Origin of the sequence: Micromonospora sp. NPDC047465 (genome assembly GCF_040643125.1) — a bacterium.
Lineage (GTDB): Bacteria > Actinomycetota > Actinomycetes > Mycobacteriales > Micromonosporaceae > Micromonospora.
The window spans coordinates 1-16,860 of sequence record NZ_JBEYTP010000009.1 but is presented as its reverse complement, the minus strand read 5'-3'; the positions used below and the strand labels follow the sequence as shown (position 1 = coordinate 16,860).

Here is a 16,860-nt window from a genome sequence, read left to right as displayed (position 1 = left end):
CCGCCCCGTCGGCAGGTCAAAACGGGGTACCGCCCCGCCTGGCCCGTCACAGAGCATAGCCGGGGTCACACCCCGGCCAACCGGCGCGGGCCCGGCCGCGGGCAGACCGACCAGGTCACCCCGAAACTCACGGCGTACGCCACGACGAAGGCGACACACGCCGCGTCCGCGCTGCCCAGGGTGCGGAACGACTGCCGGGAACGAGGAGCGCACCTCGGCCGGGCCGGTGAGGTGTCAGAGCTGTTGCAGGATGCGCAACGCCCGGCCGACCCGGAGCATGGTCTCGGTGTCGGCGACGTCCACGCACTCGGTGAACCACTTCTTCATCGGCGAGGAGAGCCGGTCGGGCATCACCACGTACGCGCCCATCGGCACGGCCAGGGGCGAGTCGCGCAGCAGCGCCTCCTCGACCACCTCGGCCACGATGACGATCGGCACGTCGGTGGAGTTGTAGACGTCGGAGCTGATCACCAGCCCGAGCCGTTCCCGGGCGCCGTCGATGCGCCAGACCTCGCCCCTACGCAGCACGCGGGCGCCCGCCGAAGAGCACGTCGTCGACCATGCCCACCTCGCGGGCGTCGGCGAGGGCGGCGGATTCGAGGTCGAGCCCGGCCCGGCCGACGGCGGCGGCGTGCGCGGTGAAGACCTCGCGCAGCGCCTTCTCCCGGGCCGCCTGGTCCATCCACGCCGACAGGGAGAGCCCTTCGCGCTTGGCGAACCGCCGGGCCTCCTCGATCGTCTCGTCGGAGAACGACAGGGTCACCTTGGCAGTCATGCCGTGCAGACTACCCAGCGGTATGACAGGCAGTCATCCCGCTCGCCGCCAGCCGGCAAACCAGACAAAGCTCGACGGTCCCGCACATCCACACGTCCGGCCTCCGAGGCCGCCCGGTCAGCCGGCCGCCTCGGCGTCGGGCCCACGTCGGCCGCCGAACACGGCGAACCGCCACTGCTTGAAGAAGCAGTCGACGTCGGCCAGTCCCGCCTCGGCCAGCCAGCGGCACTGCGCGGCGACCGGCGCCGGTCGGTCGTACGCCATCCGGCCCTCGGCGGCGGCGATCTCCTCGGCGTCGGAGCCCAGCGCGGCGATCTGCGCCAGCCACACCCCGTGGTAGCGCCGGTCGAGTTCCGGCGTCGGACCGGCGACCTGCTCGGCGTTGACGAACACGCCGCCGGGCGCCAGCGCCGCCGCCGCACGCCGGTAGAGCGCGCGCTTGCCGGCGTCGTCGAGGTGGTGGATGGCCAGCGCGCTGACCACCGCGTCGTAGCGACCGGCGGGCAGCGGGTCGGCCAGGTCGGCCGTCACCGTGCGGTGTGGCACCGACCGGGCCCGCAGGTGTTCGGCGGCGACCGCGAGCATGGCCGGCGCGGCGTCGACCAGGGTCAGCCGCACCCCCGGCACCGCCGCCGCGAGCAGCAGCGACAGCAGCCCGGTGCCCGCGCCCAGGTCCAGCACCTCGGGGGTACGCCCCGACGCCAGCGCGGTCCGCAGCGGCGGCGCGGCCACCTCCACGGCCGTGCCGTAGAACGCGTCGAAGCAGGGCACCAGCCGCCGGCGGGCCTCGTCGTAGCTGCCGGCAACCGCGTCGAAGGCCGCACTCACCCCCATGTCGCCTTCCCAAATCGCGGGACAGTCGTCTCATATTGTAAACGCCGCGATTCGGCTCGCCGCTCCGGCGCGGTGTGCGGGGCTCTTGACAGGACCGAAACAGACGGGACCCGGACCGGAGACCGCCCGCCGGCACGCTCTGCCGACATGACGGACGGTGCACGGGCGACGACTCGACCGGGGCGGACGTGCGACGAACTGGCCGGCTTCACCATCGGGGTGGCCACCGACCGCCGGCGGGACGAACTCGCCGCGCTGCTCCAGCGGCGGGGCGCCCGGGTGGTGATCGCCCCGGCCCTGCGGATCGTGCCGCTGGCCGACGACACCGACCTGCGCGAGGCCACCCGGGCCTGCCTGGACCGGCCACCCGACATCCTGATCGCCAGCACCGGCATCGGGATGCGCGGCTGGCTGGAGGCCGCCGAGGGCTGGGGGCTGGCCGAGCCGCTGCGCGGCGTCCTGGCCGACGCGTACGTGGTGGCCCGGGGCCCCGAGGCGCGCGGGACGATCCGCGCCGCCGGCCTGCACGACCAGTGGTCACCGGAATCGGAGAGCTGCGACGAGGTGGTCGACCACCTGTGCCGGCGCGGCGTCGCCGGGCAGGTGATCGCCATGCCGCTGCACGGCGGGCGGCAGCCTGAGCACACGATGGCGCTGGAGGCGGCCGGGGCCACCGTGATCGAGGTGCCGGTCTACCGGTGGGCGGCGCCGACCGACCCGGCCCCGCTGCACCGCCTGATCGACCTGGTCGCCGGCCGGCTGGTCGACGCCGTCACGTTCACCTCGGCCCCGGCGGCGGAGGCGCTGCTGCGCGCCGCCGGGGACCGCGGCGACGCGGTGCTGGACGCGTTCCGGCGCGACGTGCTGGCCAGTTGCGTGGGGGCGGTCACCGCGGAGCCGCTGCTGCGGCGCGGGGTGCCGGTCAGCATGCCGTCCCGGGCGCGGCTGGGCGCCCTGGTCCGGACCATCGTGGACGAGCTGCCGCGCCGCACGGTCACCCTGACGGCGGCCGGCCACCTGCTCACCCTGCGCGGGCACGCCGCCGTGGTCGACGGCGAGCTGCGCCCGCTCGCCCCGGCGCCGATGGCCGTGCTCCGGGCGCTGGCACACTCCCCCGGCCGGGTGCTGTCCCGGACCTCGCTGTTGCGGACGCTGCCGCGCGGCGCCGACGAGCACGCGGTGGAGATGGCGGTCGCCCGGCTGCGCGCCGGGCTGCGGGCACCCCGGGTGGTACAGACCGTCGTCAAGCGCGGCTACCGGCTCCGGGTCGACTGACGCGGCGGGGCGACCCCTGCCGCCCGCACCGGGGCGGCCACGGGCACCGTCCAGCCGTGGACGTTCTCAGCCGACCGGAGCCGGGAAGCCGCGGCCGTGTTCGGACTGGAGGCGGATCATGGCGTGCTCCACGACGGTCACCAGCACCTGCTTGACCGACTCGCGGTGCCGGGCGTCGGTCAACACCAGCGGCACGTCCGGCGAGATGGCCAGCGCCTCCCGGACCTCCTCCAGCTCGTACTGCGGCGCGCCGTCGAACCGGTTCAACGCCACCACGTACGGCAGCCTGCGGTTCTCGAAGTAGTCCAGCGGCGCGAAGGCGTCGGTGATCCGGCGGGTGTCCACGAGGACGGCCGCGCCCACCGCACCCTTGATGATCTCGTCCCACATGAACCAGAACCGGGTCTGGCCGGGCGTGCCGAAGAGGTACAGGATCAGGTCCTCGGCCATGGTGATCCGGCCGAAGTCCATGGCGACCGTGGTGGTCTGCTTCCCCGGCACCTTGGACGGGTCGTCGATGCCGACCCCGGCCGCGGTCATCACCGCCTCGGTCCTGAGCGGGGTGATCTCCGAGATCGCGCCGACCAGGGTCGTCTTGCCCACGCCGAAGCCGCCCGCGACCACGATCTTCGCGGAGATGATTCCCCGGCTCTGGCGGGCCCCGGCGGGGTCATAGCCTGCGAAGTCCACTTAGCACCCTTCCAAGGATTTCCATCCGCTCCTCGAACCCCTCGGCGGGAGCGGCAGTGTGTAGCGTCAGCAGGCTCTCGGCCACCATGTCGGCGACCAGCACCCGGGTGACGCCCAGCGGCATCCGGGTGTACGCGGCGATCTCGGCCAGCGACTGCGCCCGCCCCTCGCAGACGGTGGCGATGCGGTGCTTGTCGTGCCCCGCGAAGCGGGACTCCGCGACCTGGGTGGGGGTGGCCGACAGGACCGCCTCCAGGGCGATGTCCATCTGCGCCTCGGTCCGACCGCGGGTGACGGCGTACGGCCGTACCAGCGCGCCGCGCGGGTCCGCGCGCCGTTGGTCCATCCGCGATCACCTCCCTTTCCCGGCCGGGCCCTTGTGGCACCGGTCTCCTCATCCCTCGCCGACGCGGAGCCCGCGTCGCAACCCGGCTACGACCGCACGGCGTCCCGGGGCAGCGGCACCAGCGCCGCGCCGACCCGCTCGACCAGGAGCGCCATCTCGTAACCCACCTGCCCGACGTCGCAGCTACGGGCCGCCAGCACCGCCATCGACGATCCGTCGCTGATCGACATCAGGAAGAGGTAGCCGCTGTCCATCTCGATGACCGTCTGCAGCACACCGCCGGCGCTGAACATCCGGGCGGCGCCCTCGGTCAGGCTGACCACGCCCGAGGTGATCGCCGCGAGCTGGTCCGCCCGGTCCGCGGGCAGGTCCCGCGAGGAGGCGAGCAGCAGCCCGTCGGCGGACACCGCCACCACGTGGGCGATACCCGCCACGCTGTCGGCGAAGTTGGTGAGCAACCAACTCATGTCCTGCATGGCCGCTGGCCTGTTCATCGACTCGTCTCCTTGGTCGAGGTGCTGTTCTGGTCCGTTCCGGCCGCCCGGCCGCGCTGCACGCCGCGGTGGTAGGCCGACAACAGACCCCGTACTTCGTCGGGGGTGCGCCGGCTGCGGTCGCGGCCGCCCTGGGGCTCGATCCCGCCGGGCACGAGCTGCGCCTGCGGCACCCGCTTGGGCAGCCCGGACCGGGTGGTGCCGGCGGCGGCCGGCTCCGCGGCCCGGCTGGCCCGGGACCAGCCCTCGTCGGCCGCCGTCCGCCAGGCGTCCGCGTCCGTCGCGGGTGCCGCCGGCGGCGGATCCGCGACCGGCGCCGCGGCCGGTGTCGCGGCCGGTGTCGCGGGGGAAGCGTCCAGCGTCACGGGCCGCGCCGGGGCCGGGGCCGGCGGGGTGTACGACGGCGGCGGCTGCGCGGGCGGCGGGGTGGCCGTGCTGCCCGGCGTACGCGTGGGCAGCCGTGGCGGGCGCGACTCGCCCGTCGTCGGCCGGGCCGCGGCCGGCTGGCCGGCGGACGGCTGGGCCTGCGGCGGCTGGCTGAAGTCCGGGCGGGTGAAAATGGCGGTGGCGTCGTTGCCGTGCGAGCGGAACCACACCGCCTCCATCTCGCGGAAGATGGGCGCCTCGGCCGGCAGCTCGGCGCGCGGGGTGATCGGCGCGGCCGGGGTGATCGGCGCGGCCGGGGCGGTGGCAGCCAGGTTGGCCCCGAGGCCACGGCCCGCGCCTGCGCCGAATCCGCCCGCCGCGGCGGGCCCGGCCGGCAGCGGGGTGGTGGCCGGCTGGCCGGCGGTCGGGCCGGCCGGCAGCACCGGCGCGGCCGGCGCGGCGGCCTCCGCCGCGGGGACACGCTTGGGCAGCGGCTCGACCGCGGGGTAGGCGACGGTCGGCGTGCCGACCGAGACCCCACCGCCGGTGAAGGTCGGCTGGGCCGGCGTCGCCGGAGGAGCCGACGGCGTCCCGGTCAGGCCGCCGGCCTGCACCGGGGACGCGGCGTCCCGCGCCTGCTCGGGCGCCTGCCACGGCGCCGGCGCGGACCGCCACTGGTCGGTGAGGGTGGCGGTACGCCCCGTTCCGGCGAGCGGCTCGCCGAGACCGACAGGGGTGAGCGGCGTCTGCTCGACGGCGAGCGGCTGCCGGGGCCGGGTGATCTGCTGGTCGCGGCTGGGGAGCTGCGGCAGCACCACCGTCGCGGCGGGGAGCGTCACCTGGGCGACGGTGCCGCCCTCCACGTTGCGGCGCAGCTCCACCCGGATGCCGTAGCGGGAGGCGAGCCGACTGACCACGGCCAGACCCATCAGCCGGAACGCCGCGACGTCGACGCTCGGCGGGGCCGCCAGCCGGCGGTTCAGCGAGTCCAACTGGTCGTCGGTCAGGCCGAGGCCCCGGTCCTCCACCTGGATCAGCACGTAGTCCCGGATACGCCGGCCGTCGGCGACCACGGTCGTCGTCGGCGGCGAGAAGCGGGTGGCGTTGTCGAGCAGCTCGGCGACCAGCCGGACCACGTCGTTGACCGCGTGCGCGGCCACCGAGATGTCGGTGTCGACGGTGCCGAACTCGATCCGGTTGTAGAGCTCGACCTCGGACTGCGCGGCGCGCAGCACGTCCACCAGGAGGGCGTCGTCGCGGCGCGGCACGGCCGAGTCGGCGCCGGCCAGGACGAGCAGGTTCTCGTCGTTGCGGCGCATCCGGGTGGCGAGGTGGTCCAGCTCGAAGAGCTGCGCCAGCCGCTTCGGGTCCTCCTCGCCGCGCTCGATCGCGTCCAGCTCGCCGATCATCCGGTCGACCAGGGTCTGACTGCGCCGGGCCAGGTTGAGGAACATCGCCGAGACGCTGGTGCGCAGCGCGGCCTGCTCGGCGGCCACGCGGACCGCCTCGCGGTGCACGACGTTGAAGGCGAGCGCCACCTGCCCGACCTCGTCGCGGCTGTCGAGCCGGATCGGGTCGCGCACCTCCCGGACGATCTCGTCGACACCGCCGTCGCCGACGTTGCCGACGTTCTGGAGCCGCTTCACCGCGTCCGGCAGGTCGTGGTTGGCCACCGAGAGGGCGCCCTCCCGCAGCCGGCGCAGCGAGCGGTTGAGCGAACGGGCCAGCACCACGGCGAGGCTGACCGCGACGGCGAGCGTGAGCAGCACCAGCACCGACTCGACGACGGCCTGCCGGATGACGTCCGAGCGGGCCTGGTCGGCCTGGTCGAGCAGCCGGTCCTGGAGCCGGATCTCGGCCCACCGCATGAGGTCGTTGACCGCGCCGAAGGCGGCGGTGGCCTCCTGGGCGGTCACCAGCGGGCGCTGCCCGACCGAGCGGGTGATGTCGGCCGCGACCCGGTCGGCGAGGGTGACCGCGTCACCGGAGACGGTGCCGTCGACGAGGGCGCGCTGGGTCGGGTCGGCGGCCAGGGAGAAGGCGAGCAGCGCCTCCTGCTGGCTGGTCAGGGTGGCGACGAAGGAGGAGAACTGTTCCTCGTCGAGCGAGCCGGCGCTCAGCGCGGTGAAGGCGACCGACTGTTCCTCGGCGACGGCCGCCTTGGCGCGGGCGAACGCGGCGACCGCACGCCGGGCGTCGGCCAGCCGCTCCTCGCCGGGCAGCTGGGCGAGCCCGTCGCCGTACGCGACCAGGTCGGTGATGATGACCCCGTAGCGCAGCGCCGCCTCGGCGACCGCCATCTGCTGGCGGTCCAGCACCTTCTGCCGGGTGGCGGCCAGCGTCTCCAGGTGCTCGTCGATGGTGGCCAGCCGGTTCCGGACGGCGGCCGGCACCTCGCCGATCCGCCCGCGCTCCGCCCGGTAGGCGTCGATCCGCGCGTCGGTGCTACGCACCCGCAGGTTGTAGGCGTCGGCCTTCTGCTGCGGCGCGGCCAGGAAGGCGGACGCCGCCATCCGCTCGGCGTGCAGGTCCTGGGTCATCGCGGAGATGTCGATGGAGAGCGCGGTGACGGCCCGGGCCTGGGTCGCGTCCAGGGCGCCCTCGCCGACGGAGATGAGCCGGACGGTGGCCAGCGCGATCACCGCGGCGACCGGCACCACCAGGATCAGCGCGAGCTTGGAGCGGATCCGCGCGTCGCGCAGCCGGGGCATCCTACGGCGCTTCGACTGCTCGCTCTCGCCGCCGCCGCCGGGCAGGGTCGTCGGTCCGGTGCTCACGACATCGCCTCCGTCGTTTCTTCCACGCTTGCCCCGCCGACTCGCGCCCGGTGCAGCGGACTGCGCCACACGCGGCACGGCCGCGATTTCATCAGAAGCGATCCTGTTTGGGAAGCCGCAGTGGGGAAAGAAACGGTCGGAGGGCACGCATCCCGTGATCCGGTCAACTAATACCTTCAATTCTTCATGCCCGTGAACAGGGCATGTAACTCCAGAGTGGTCATCCGTGTCGGATTAGTGAGCGCCGGCAAACTTCTCGCGGCCCCACCATGTGGGATGCGCGTCCCGAAACGGCTCCGACGTGCGCGCTTGACCACAGGGCCCGGCGTTGGCAAGGTTTTGCAGGCTTCGCGCACACCGTACGGCAGACCGATACCGTTCCTCCACTGAGGACGGAAACAACCCGGCGGTGACCGGGCAGCGCCCCGGGCCGCATCTGGAGGACTGAGTTGAGCACCATCCGCTCCGCGACCGCCGCGGCGCTCGCATCGGCCGTGCTGGCCACCACGCTCACCGGCTGCCAGTTCGGCGCGGACGAGCAGGACACCAGTCCCATCGTCATCGCGGCGGACCTCGAACTCTCCGGCGCGGCGGCGACCGCCGGCAAGGCGTACCAGCGGGCGTTGGAACTGAAGATCGAGCAACTTAACTCCTCGGGCGCGCTGAACGGCCGGAGGATCGAACTCAAGGTGAAGGACAACCGGTCGGACCCGGCCGAGTCGTTGCGCAACATCGGTGACTTCAGCGCCGATTCGCAAGTCAGCGCGATCATCATGGGCGGCTGCAACGAATGCGCGGTCGGCGCCGTCCGGACCATCAACGAGAAGCGAATTCCCACCATTGCGCTCGCCTCGTCCGGCGCGGTGTCCAGCCCGATCGCCGACCGGCGGTACGTGTTCAAGCTCGCCCCCAACGCGGCCGACAGCGCCGCCGCCCTCGCCGTCGAGATGAGCCGCAAGGGCGTCAAGACGGCCGGCGTGCTGCACAGCGACGACGACTACGGGCGCGAGGGGCTGGCCGCGCTGCGCAGCGAGTTCGCGAAGAGCGGCATCAAGCCGCCGCGCGCGGAGTCGGTCAAGACCACCGACACCGAGGTCGGCGAGCAGGTCAAGGCGCTGACCGAGGACGAGCCGGACGCGCTGGTGGTGTGGACCTCGCCGGAGCAGGCGGCGCTCGCCGCCGCCGCGGCCCAGCAGGCCAAGTTCAAGGGATCGCTCTTCTTCGACGCGGCGGCCGCCGGCGACCTCTTCCTCGGCACCGCCGCCCGGGCGACCGAGCGGGCGACCATGGTCTTCACCCAGACCATGGTGATCGACGACGTCATCGCCACCACCCCGGCGAAGGCGGCCCGCCGGCAGTGGTTCCAGGACTACACCGCCCGCTTCGGCGGCTACAACGGCTCGTCCTCGTTCGCGGCCGACGCCGTGCAGCTCATCGCGGACGCCGAACTGCGCGCCGGCGGCGAGCCCGGCCGGGTGGACCGCGACGGCATCCGCGACGTGCTGGAGACGTCGCAGATGGACGGCCTGTCCGGCCCGATCCGGATGACGCCGGACAACCACTCCGGCCTGATGCCGCAGGCCCTGACCACCCTGGTCGCCCGCAACGGCCGGTGGCGCCTCGCGGGGTGAGGGTGGTGGGGCGGTGTGGCCCGCCGTACCGGCTCCGGGCGGTCAGGCTTGATGCCTGCGCCGGGTACGGCGGGCCACACACCTCGGCTGGTCTAGCGGGCCATCGGTCGACGTCCGGTCACCGGTCGAACGTGGGTCACCGGGCCGACGTGGTGGCCCGGACCCAGGGCAGCGCGAGCCGCTCGACCAGGGAGAGTGCGCTGTAGAGCAGGATGCTCATCAGCGCGATCAGCACGATCGCCGCCCAGGCGGTCGCGGTGTCGCCGATGCCGTTGTACTGCAGGATCTGGTAGCCCAGCCCCGGCTTGTCCGAGTAGAACTCCCCGATCACCGCGCCGATCGCCGCCAGCGGCATCGCCACCTTGAGGCCGACGAAGACCTGCGGCAGCGCGGCCGGGAAGCGCACCTTGCGGAACGCCTGCCACCACGACGCGTTCAGCGACCTGGCCAGCTCGGCCAGGTCCGCCGGGGTGGTGGTGAGACCCGTCGCGGTGGAGAGCACGATCGGGAAGAAGCACAGCAGGAACACCATGGTCAGGATGGGCTTCTCCCCCCAGCCGACCGAGACCACCAGCAGCGGGCCGAGGGCGATCTTCGGCACCGCGTTGACCGCCACGAGCAGCGGCGCGAACATCCGCTCGACGCGGCGGGACGCGGCCAGCGCCATCCCGATCAGCACCCCGGCGACCGCCGAGAGCAGGAAGCCGACCAGCGTCAGCAGGGTGGTCACCCCCAGCGCCGGCAGCAGCACGTCGGCCGACGCCGTCAACGATCCCCACACCGCCTGCGGCGGCGGCAGGGACGCCGGGTGCACCAGTTCCAGCACCGACGTGACCAGCCACCAGACGATCAGCGCGATCAGCGCGCCGAGCAGCGGCAGGCCGACCGCCGCCGGGCGTACGCCGGGTCGGCGGGCGGCCGCCGCAACCGGCGGCGTGGTGGGCGTCGCCACCCCGGGCGCGCCGGCCGGGGCGGTCTCTTCTCCCGCCTCGGTGGGGCCGGACCGGGTACCGGTCGTCTCCGTCACGGGTCCTCCTCTCCTGCCGGCCAGGGCCGGCACGCGGCGGGGGGGGGGGCGGGGGGGGGGGGGGGGGGGGGGGGCCCCCCCCCCCCGGGGGGGGGGGGGGGGGGGGGGGGGGGGGGGGGGGTTGGGGGGGGGGGGGGGGGGGGGGGGGGGGGGGGGGGGGGGGGGGGGGGGGGGGGGTCCCGGCGGCACCCGGCCTGGGCCCCCCCACCCGGCCCGGCCCGGCCCGCCCCGGGGGGGGGGCGCCCCCCCCCCCCCCCCGGGGGGGCCCCCCCCCCGCGGCACTGTCGGCGTCGATCAGGCCTTCGGCGCGAGGCTGAAGTCGATGATCTGGTCGGGGGTGATGTTCTGCTTGAGCTGGCCCGCGCCCTGCAGGATCGCGATGCTCTTGGCCACCCGGCCGCTGTCCAGCGTGCCGAGCTGGGTGCCGGAGTTGCTGGACCGCACGTAGCCGGCCATCAGCTGCAGCTCGGCGGCGGCGGCAGCCGGGTTGGCGGCGTCGACGTTCTTCTTCAGGATGTTGCCCGCCTCCTGCGGGTTGGTCAGCGCGTACTCGAGGCCCTTCATCAGGGCCTGCGTGAACCGCTTGACCATCTCCGGCTTCTCCTTGGCGATCTTCGAGGAGGTGATCAGCACGTTGCCGTAGAGGTCCTGCATCACGTTGCTGTAGGGCAGCAGGACCGCCTTCTTCTTGGTCACGGTCTCGATGGTCGGCTGGCCGACGACGAACTGGCCGATGCCGTCCACCGCGCCGGAGGCGAGCGTGCCCATCAGGGTCTGCGCCTCGCCGTTGACCCAGGTCACCTTGTTGGCGTCCACGCCGGCCATCCGGGCGTACGTCGGGAAGAGGTTGCGGACGACGGAGCCGGGGGTGTCGGCGAGCTTCTTGCCCTCCAGGTCCTTCGGCGACGCGATGCCCTTGCCCTCGACGGTCGCGATGGCGGCCATGGTGCGCTGCTGGATCGCGGCGACCGCGACGAAGTCCTTGGCCTGGCCGTTGCCGAGCTGGAGCAGACCGCCGGTGAGGTCGATCGGGCCGAAGTGGGCCTGACCGCCGACGATCGTCTGGATCACGCCGCCGGTGCCCTGGCCCGGCTTGATCTCGACGTCGAACCCGGCCTCCTTGAAGAAGCCCTTCTCCTTCGCGACCCAGGCGTAGGAGTCACGGCCGAAGTTGCCGAACGAGGTGAGGTAGGTCACCTTCTCCAGCGCCCCGCCGCTGCCACCCTTGGCGTCGTCGCCGGAGTCCGAACCGCTGCACGCGGAGACCAGGGCGAGGGCGGTGGCCAGCGCGGCCGCGGCGACCGTACGGGTCAGCCTTCTCATCAGTACACCATGTCCTTTCCGACCAGTACGGCTCGCCGCCGCCCGGTGGGGGTTGTCCGGCGGGCCGGCGGAGGGGTTGCCGGCTCCACCGTCGTGAGGGGATCCATCGCGGGCACAGCGTACGAGAAAACAACCTTTGCGGTGCCAGCCGTATCGTGTTGCGGTACGGACACAACTCGTGTCCGCCCGTGACGGCTCGTCGCCATCCACTGCGGATTGGCCAGGTGATCCACCCCGGACGATGCGACGTGTAGGCAGGCCGGCTACCCTGTGCCGCGACTGCTGATCACAGACTCAGGGAGGCCGCCGGAGATGATCCGCCTGTCCGGGGTGTCCCGCACCTTCGACGGCCGCAGTGGCCGGGTGGAGGCGCTGCGCGGCATCGACCTGCACGTCGCCGAGGGCGAGTTCGTGGCGGTCCTCGGCCGTTCCGGGTGCGGCAAGTCCACGCTGCTGCGCCTGATCGCCGGCCTCCTGCCGGTGTCCGACGGCGAGATCACCGTGGCCGGTACGCCGATCACCAGACCCCGCCGCGACATCGCCATGCTGTTCCAGCGGCCGGCCCTGCTCCCCTGGCGCACGGTGCTGGACAACGTCCTGCTCCCGGTGGAGATCTTCGGCTGGAAGCGGGCGAAGCACCGCGAGCGGGCCCGGCAGCTGCTGGACCTCGCCGGGCTGGGCGGCTTCGAGAAGCGGCTGCCGCACGAGCTCTCCGGCGGCATGCAGCAGCGGGTCTCGCTGTGCCGGTCGCTGATCGGCGAGCCCCGGGTGATGCTGATGGACGAGCCGTTCTCCGCGCTCGACGCGCTCACCCGCGAGGAACTCTCCGGCGAACTCCAGCGGGTGCACATGGAGTCCCAGGCCACCGTCGTCTTCGTCACCCACTCGATCGACGAGGCGGTGCTGCTGGCCGACCGGGTGGTCGTGCTCAGCCCCCGGCCCGGCCGGATCCGCAAGGTGGTCGACGTGGACATCCCCCGGCCGCGCACTCTCGGCCGCAACGCGCACCTGGCGGACGTCGCCCGGGTCAGCGCCGACCTGCACGAGCTCCTCATGGAGCGGGACCTGCCGGCGGCGGCCGGCGCTGAGGGACGATGAGCATGCGGGTCACCGTCTTCACGGAGCCGCACCGGGGCGCCAGCTACGACGACCAGCTCCGCTTCGCCCGGCTGGCCGAGGCCGGCGGGTTCGACGGCTTCTTCCGCGCCGACCACTACCAGGCGATGGGCGACGAGCCGGGGCTGCCCGGCCCGACCGACGCCTGGCTGACCCTGGCCGCGCTGGCCCGGGAGACCACCCGGATCCGGCTCGGCACCCTGGTCACGTCGGCGACCTTCCGGCTGCCCGGCCCGCTGGCGGTGATGGTGGCCCAGGTCGACCAGATGAGCGGCGGCCGGGTCGAGCTGGGCATCGGCGCCGGCTGGTACGAGCGGGAGCACACCTCCTACGGCATCCCGTTCCCCCGGATCGGCGAGCGCTTCGACCGGCTGGCCGAGCAGCTGGAGGTCATCACCGGGCTGTGGCGGACCCCGCCGGGCGAGACGTACAGCTTCACCGGCGACCACTACCGGCTGGTCGACGCCCCCGCGCTGCCGAAGCCCGTGCAGGTGCCCGGGCCGACGGTCATCGTCGGCGGACGCGGCCCGAAGCGCACCCCCGACCTCGCCGCCCGGTACGCCGACGAGTTCAACATGCCGTTCAAGACCGTCGAGGAGACCGCCGAGGCGTACGAGCGGGTGCGGGAGGCCTGCGACCGGGCCGGCCGGGCCGATTCCGGGCGCGACCCGCTGACGCTCTCCGCCGGGATCCTGGTCGCGATCGGCCGTACCGACGCCGAGGCGCAGCGCCGGGCCGCCCCGCTGCACGTCAAGAGCGCGCTGCCGCCGGAGGACCCGGTGGTCGGCTCGCCCGCGCAGCTCGTCGACCGGATCGGGGAGTTCGCCGCGATCGGTGCCACGCGGGTGCACCTTCGGCTGATCGACCTCGCGGACCTCGACCACCTGGAGCTCATCGCCGCCGAGGTGCTCCCTCGGCTGGACGCAACCCGGTGACCGACGCGCAGCTCTAACTCGACGGGACCACGATCGACGCCGACGAGCCGACCGGCGGGGTGGTCTACCGGGACCGGGCGCCGTGCACATGTTGACCAACGTCGGCGACACGACGTACCTGGCGCGGCTGGTCGAGCTGAAGTAACCGCTGGCTGGGCGGGCCGACCCCGCTCGCGGCGCGCCGGTGGCGACCTGCCCAACAGGTGCGTAACGTGCCGGACATGGCCTATCGGACCTGGGGCAGACTGCTGCTCACGGCGCTCGGGGTGAGCCTGCTGGCCGGGGCCGGTCAGCTCGGCGTCGCGTTCGGCTTCGGCATTGTCCGGCTCGCCGGCACCTTCACCGGCGCCACCGTCAACCAGTGGCCGGCCCAGCTCGTCTGGGCGGGCTGGTTCGCCGCCAGCGCCGCCGTGGTCGGCGCGGTGCTCACCGAACGCCTCGCCCGCCGGGACGGCATGGCGGCCGGCACCGGCCGCCACCTCGCCGTCGCCAGTGGTGCCGCGCTGGGCGCGACCGTCGTCGCGCCGCTCTGCATGCAGCCCGCCCGGGCCGCCGAACTCGTCGCGATGGACCCGGTCTGGGCCGTCGGCATCTGCGCCATCCTCGGCGCGCTGGCCGGCGCGGGCGCCGCACTCGCCGTCCTGCTCCGGCCGCCGGTGGGATGGAACATGGCGGCGGTCGCAGGCGCGGTCTGGCTGCTGGCGCTGCTGTCGACGGCACCGTCGGTCGCCTCGACCGGGCCGCTGCCCAGCGTACGGCTCGGGGTGCTGGAGCCGGCCTGGCTCGACGCCGGCGCGGCCCAGCGACTGGCCCTGGTGATCCTGCCCCTGGTGGCGCTGCTCGCCGGCGCGGCGACCGGCGGGCTGGCCCGGTGGCGCGGCCACCCGCCGCTGGTCAGCGGCACGATCGGGGTGGCAGGTCCGGTGCTGGTGGCGTTCGCCTACCTGACCGCCGGTCCGGGCGACGCGACCGACCGCTACCAGCTCACGCCGTACTACGGGGCGCTGTTCGCGGTGGCCGCCGGCGCGCTCGGTTCGGCCGCCGCCGCGCTGCTGCGCTGGCCGCTCGTCACGCGCACCGCCCCCGGCGGCGCCATCGAGCCGACCGACATCCTGCGCCCGCTGCCCGCCGGTCCCGCGCTGCCGCACGCCCCGGAGCCGGCCGCCGGGGCCGACGAGCCGGCGACGGTCGACCTGGCGGACGCCGGGCGCGTCGCCGCCGACCGGCCCGGGGATACGGACTCCGGCGGGACCGCCGGCGACGACGCCCCGCCGCCCCGGGCCGTCCCGGCGCACTGGGACTGGCCGGCCGACGGCGCCACCGTCCCGACGACACCCGCCGCCGCTCCGGCCCCGACTTCCGTCGCCCCGGACCGGGCCGCAGGATCGCCGCTCCCGGCGGTCACGGACGCGGCGGCCGTTGCCGGGTCGCCACCCCCGCTGGTCACGGACGCGACGCAGGCAGCCGAGTCACCGGAGACAACAAACGCCGCACCCTCCACCGGATCACCACCCCCGCCGGTCACGGACACTGCGCACCCGGCAACGGCCAAGGCTCCCCCGCCGCGATCGCCGGCCCCGACGGACGCCGCCGCCATACACCCAGCCGGATCACCAGCGGCAACGGACGCCGCGCACACTGCCGGATCACCGCCTTCGCCGGTCACGGACGCGGCGCACCCGGCAACGGATACGGCGCCTGCGCCCCGATCGCCGGCCCCGACGGTCGCCGACGCGGCACATCCGGCCAGGTCGCGGACGACAACGGATGCGGCGGCCTCTGCCGAGTCGCCAGCGGCGACGGATGCGGCGCGATCGGCCGAGTCGCCAGCGGCAACGGATGCGGCGCGATCGCCGGTACCGGCGGTTACGGACGTGACGGAAGCAGCCGGATCGCCGCCCCCGGTGGAGGCCGTGCCCGCCGCCAGGCAGGACCGCGCCGACGAGGGCGCCCAGGCCCGTACGGCTGCGGGCGAGCACCCACCGGTTACGGCCGAGGCCGCCGCGCCCCCCGCGCAGCCGGCCGTCCCGGCCGCCCCCAAGCCCCGCCGCACCCGCAAGCCCCGGTCGGCGAAACAGCCGGCGGCTGCGGCGACGAACAGCGCCGACCCGACGCCTGCGGTCATCGACTCCCCCGCCGATCCGGCTCCCGCACCGGCGACACCGCGCGCCGAGGCTGCTGGGGCCGCGGCACCGACCACCGCTGCGGCGGGGACAGGGTCCGCCGGGGCCGACACAACCGCCCAGACGGCGAGCAGTGCCGCCGGACCGGCCCCGACCACCGAGGTGGGTCCGGCCACCGATGTCGGTCCGACCAGCGAACTCGGTCCGGCCAACGAAGTCGGTCCGACCAGCGAACTCGATCCCACCACCGAAGTCGGCCCGGCCACCGAACCCGGTCCGACCAGCGAGCTCGGTCCCACCACCGAAGTCGGTCCGGCCGACGAAGCGGAGCGGATCGACGAAGCGGAGCGGATCGACGGAGCCGCCCCGACCGCCGGGGCCGCCGACCTGTTCGGCACGACGTCCGGGGCCAACTCCCACGAGCCGGACGCCAGCGATCCGCGCGCGGTGCCACTCTTCCCGGCCGACGAGCCGGCGACCGGTCGGGCCGGCGAGCCGGATCGGACGTTCCGGCCGCCCTGGCAGTCCGGACCGGCGTGGCCGACAGCGCCCCGGGTCAGGCCCGACGACGCCCTCGACGCGCCCCGCCCGGCCGCGGAGCCCACGCCCGAGCCGGCGCCCCGGCCCCGGCACCGGGCCCCGCTGCCCGACCTGGCCCGGGCGGCGAACTGGGACGCCCTCGCCACCGCGCGACCCGGGGGCCCCGCGCCGACGCCGGCGCCGGCAGGCGCCGCGTCGGGGAACGGGACCGCTGCCGCCGAGGCACCCGGGACGCCGGCCGACGGCGAGGCGTCGGGCGGCCCGGCCGAGCAGGCCGGGGGCCGGACCCGTGGTCGGCTGGGGCTGTTCCGGCGCAACCGGTCCCGGGCCGAGGACGCTCCGGCGGACCGGGAGCCCGAGCCGCTGACGGCACAGGACGAGGAGTACGTGGACTGGGTCGCCGGCCTGAGCGGTCCGACCGCGGACAACGAGCCCGGGCAGGAGAGCGGTCGGCGGTCGTTGCGGTCCACCGGCCGCCACCATCGCGACTGACCGGACCCAGCCCGAGCGGCGGCCCGTCGACCTTCGATCGGGCGCTGGTCTTCGGCGGCATGATGTCGATCGCGTACCCAACCCCGTAGACGGACCTGCCCGGGTAGGCCGTCTCC

At 74.6% G+C, this 16,860-nt stretch carries 14 protein-coding genes and 1 pseudogene; 6 read left to right on the top strand and 9 right to left on the bottom strand.

Annotated features, from left to right (window positions below; translation table 11 throughout):
* Positions 1–234: 234 nt before the first annotated feature.
* From ABZ793_RS11060 to ABZ793_RS11050, 3 genes are all read right to left on the bottom strand, one after another.
* Positions 235–528: a type II toxin-antitoxin system PemK/MazF family toxin gene (locus tag ABZ793_RS11060; protein WP_350680954.1), complete on the bottom strand. Its 294-nt coding sequence runs from the start codon at positions 526–528 to the stop codon at positions 235–237.
* A complete protein-coding gene (locus ABZ793_RS11055; RefSeq protein WP_208417965.1) occupies positions 518–775 on the bottom strand; it encodes a DUF6364 family protein in 258 nt (85 codons plus the stop codon). Before ABZ793_RS11055 ends, ABZ793_RS11060 begins: the two co-directional genes overlap by 11 nt.
* Positions 776–892: 117 nt before the next feature.
* Positions 893–1,609, bottom strand: coding sequence for a methyltransferase domain-containing protein (locus ABZ793_RS11050; protein ID WP_357455302.1), 717 nt, complete (start codon positions 1,607–1,609; stop codon positions 893–895).
* A 147-nt stretch (positions 1,610–1,756) separates the two neighbouring features.
* Between ABZ793_RS11050 and ABZ793_RS11045 the strand changes: the two genes are divergently transcribed.
* Positions 1,757–2,884 carry a uroporphyrinogen-III synthase gene (locus tag ABZ793_RS11045; RefSeq protein ID WP_357455299.1) on the top strand — a complete coding sequence of 376 codons (1,128 nt, stop codon included), beginning with the start codon at positions 1,757–1,759 and terminating at the stop codon, positions 2,882–2,884.
* Positions 2,885–2,950: 66 nt separating this feature from the next.
* On the opposite strand, the gene ABZ793_RS11040 is transcribed toward ABZ793_RS11045, so the two are convergent.
* From ABZ793_RS11040 to ABZ793_RS11025, 4 genes are all read right to left on the bottom strand, one after another.
* Positions 2,951–3,574: an ATP/GTP-binding protein gene (locus tag ABZ793_RS11040; protein WP_357455296.1), complete on the bottom strand. Its 624-nt coding sequence runs from the start codon at positions 3,572–3,574 to the stop codon at positions 2,951–2,953.
* Positions 3,555–3,920 (bottom strand): DUF742 domain-containing protein, encoded by a 366-nt coding sequence (locus ABZ793_RS11035; protein WP_350704113.1) that lies wholly within the window; start codon positions 3,918–3,920, stop codon positions 3,555–3,557. The genes ABZ793_RS11040 and ABZ793_RS11035 overlap by 20 nt, the downstream gene beginning before the upstream one ends.
* 86 nt (positions 3,921–4,006) lie before the next feature.
* Complete coding sequence (locus tag ABZ793_RS11030; protein WP_067359650.1) at positions 4,007–4,414, bottom strand: roadblock/LC7 domain-containing protein; 408 nt, start codon at positions 4,412–4,414, stop codon at positions 4,007–4,009.
* Positions 4,411–7,557, bottom strand: a complete 3,147-nt coding sequence (locus ABZ793_RS11025) for a nitrate- and nitrite sensing domain-containing protein (RefSeq protein ID WP_357455292.1) — start codon at positions 7,555–7,557, stop codon at positions 4,411–4,413. The genes ABZ793_RS11030 and ABZ793_RS11025 overlap by 4 nt, the downstream gene beginning before the upstream one ends.
* Positions 7,558–8,006: 449 nt before the next feature.
* Between ABZ793_RS11025 and ABZ793_RS11020 the strand changes: the two genes are divergently transcribed.
* Positions 8,007–9,188, top strand: coding sequence for an ABC transporter substrate-binding protein (locus tag ABZ793_RS11020; RefSeq protein WP_357455289.1), 1,182 nt, complete (start codon positions 8,007–8,009; stop codon positions 9,186–9,188).
* A gap of 136 nt (positions 9,189–9,324) precedes the next feature.
* On the opposite strand, the gene ABZ793_RS11015 is transcribed toward ABZ793_RS11020, so the two are convergent.
* Positions 9,325–10,140, bottom strand: coding sequence for an ABC transporter permease (locus ABZ793_RS11015; RefSeq protein WP_357455676.1), 816 nt, complete (start codon positions 10,138–10,140; stop codon positions 9,325–9,327).
* A gap of 369 nt (positions 10,141–10,509) precedes the next feature.
* On the bottom strand, positions 10,510–11,538 hold the full coding sequence (locus ABZ793_RS11010) for an ABC transporter substrate-binding protein (protein WP_357455285.1): 1,029 nt from the start codon (positions 11,536–11,538) through the stop codon (positions 10,510–10,512).
* A 312-nt stretch (positions 11,539–11,850) separates the two neighbouring features.
* On the opposite strand from ABZ793_RS11010, the gene ABZ793_RS11005 reads away from it, so the two are divergent.
* The 4 genes and pseudogenes from ABZ793_RS11005 to ABZ793_RS10990 all read left to right on the top strand — a co-directional run bounded on the left by ABZ793_RS11005 (position 11,851) and on the right by ABZ793_RS10990 (position 16,744).
* Entirely contained in the window at positions 11,851–12,636 is a 786-nt protein-coding gene (locus ABZ793_RS11005; RefSeq protein ID WP_357455282.1) for an ABC transporter ATP-binding protein, read from the top strand.
* A gap of 2 nt (positions 12,637–12,638) precedes the next feature.
* Positions 12,639–13,589 (top strand): LLM class F420-dependent oxidoreductase, encoded by a 951-nt coding sequence (locus ABZ793_RS11000; RefSeq protein ID WP_357455279.1) that lies wholly within the window; start codon positions 12,639–12,641, stop codon positions 13,587–13,589.
* Between the two features lie 17 nt (positions 13,590–13,606).
* Positions 13,607–13,734: pseudogene (locus tag ABZ793_RS10995) on the top strand (cupin); the annotation flags it as partial.
* A gap of 76 nt (positions 13,735–13,810) precedes the next feature.
* Complete coding sequence (locus tag ABZ793_RS10990) at positions 13,811–16,744, top strand: hypothetical protein (protein WP_357455276.1); 2,934 nt, start codon at positions 13,811–13,813, stop codon at positions 16,742–16,744.
* The last annotated feature ends 116 nt before the right edge of the window (positions 16,745–16,860 follow it).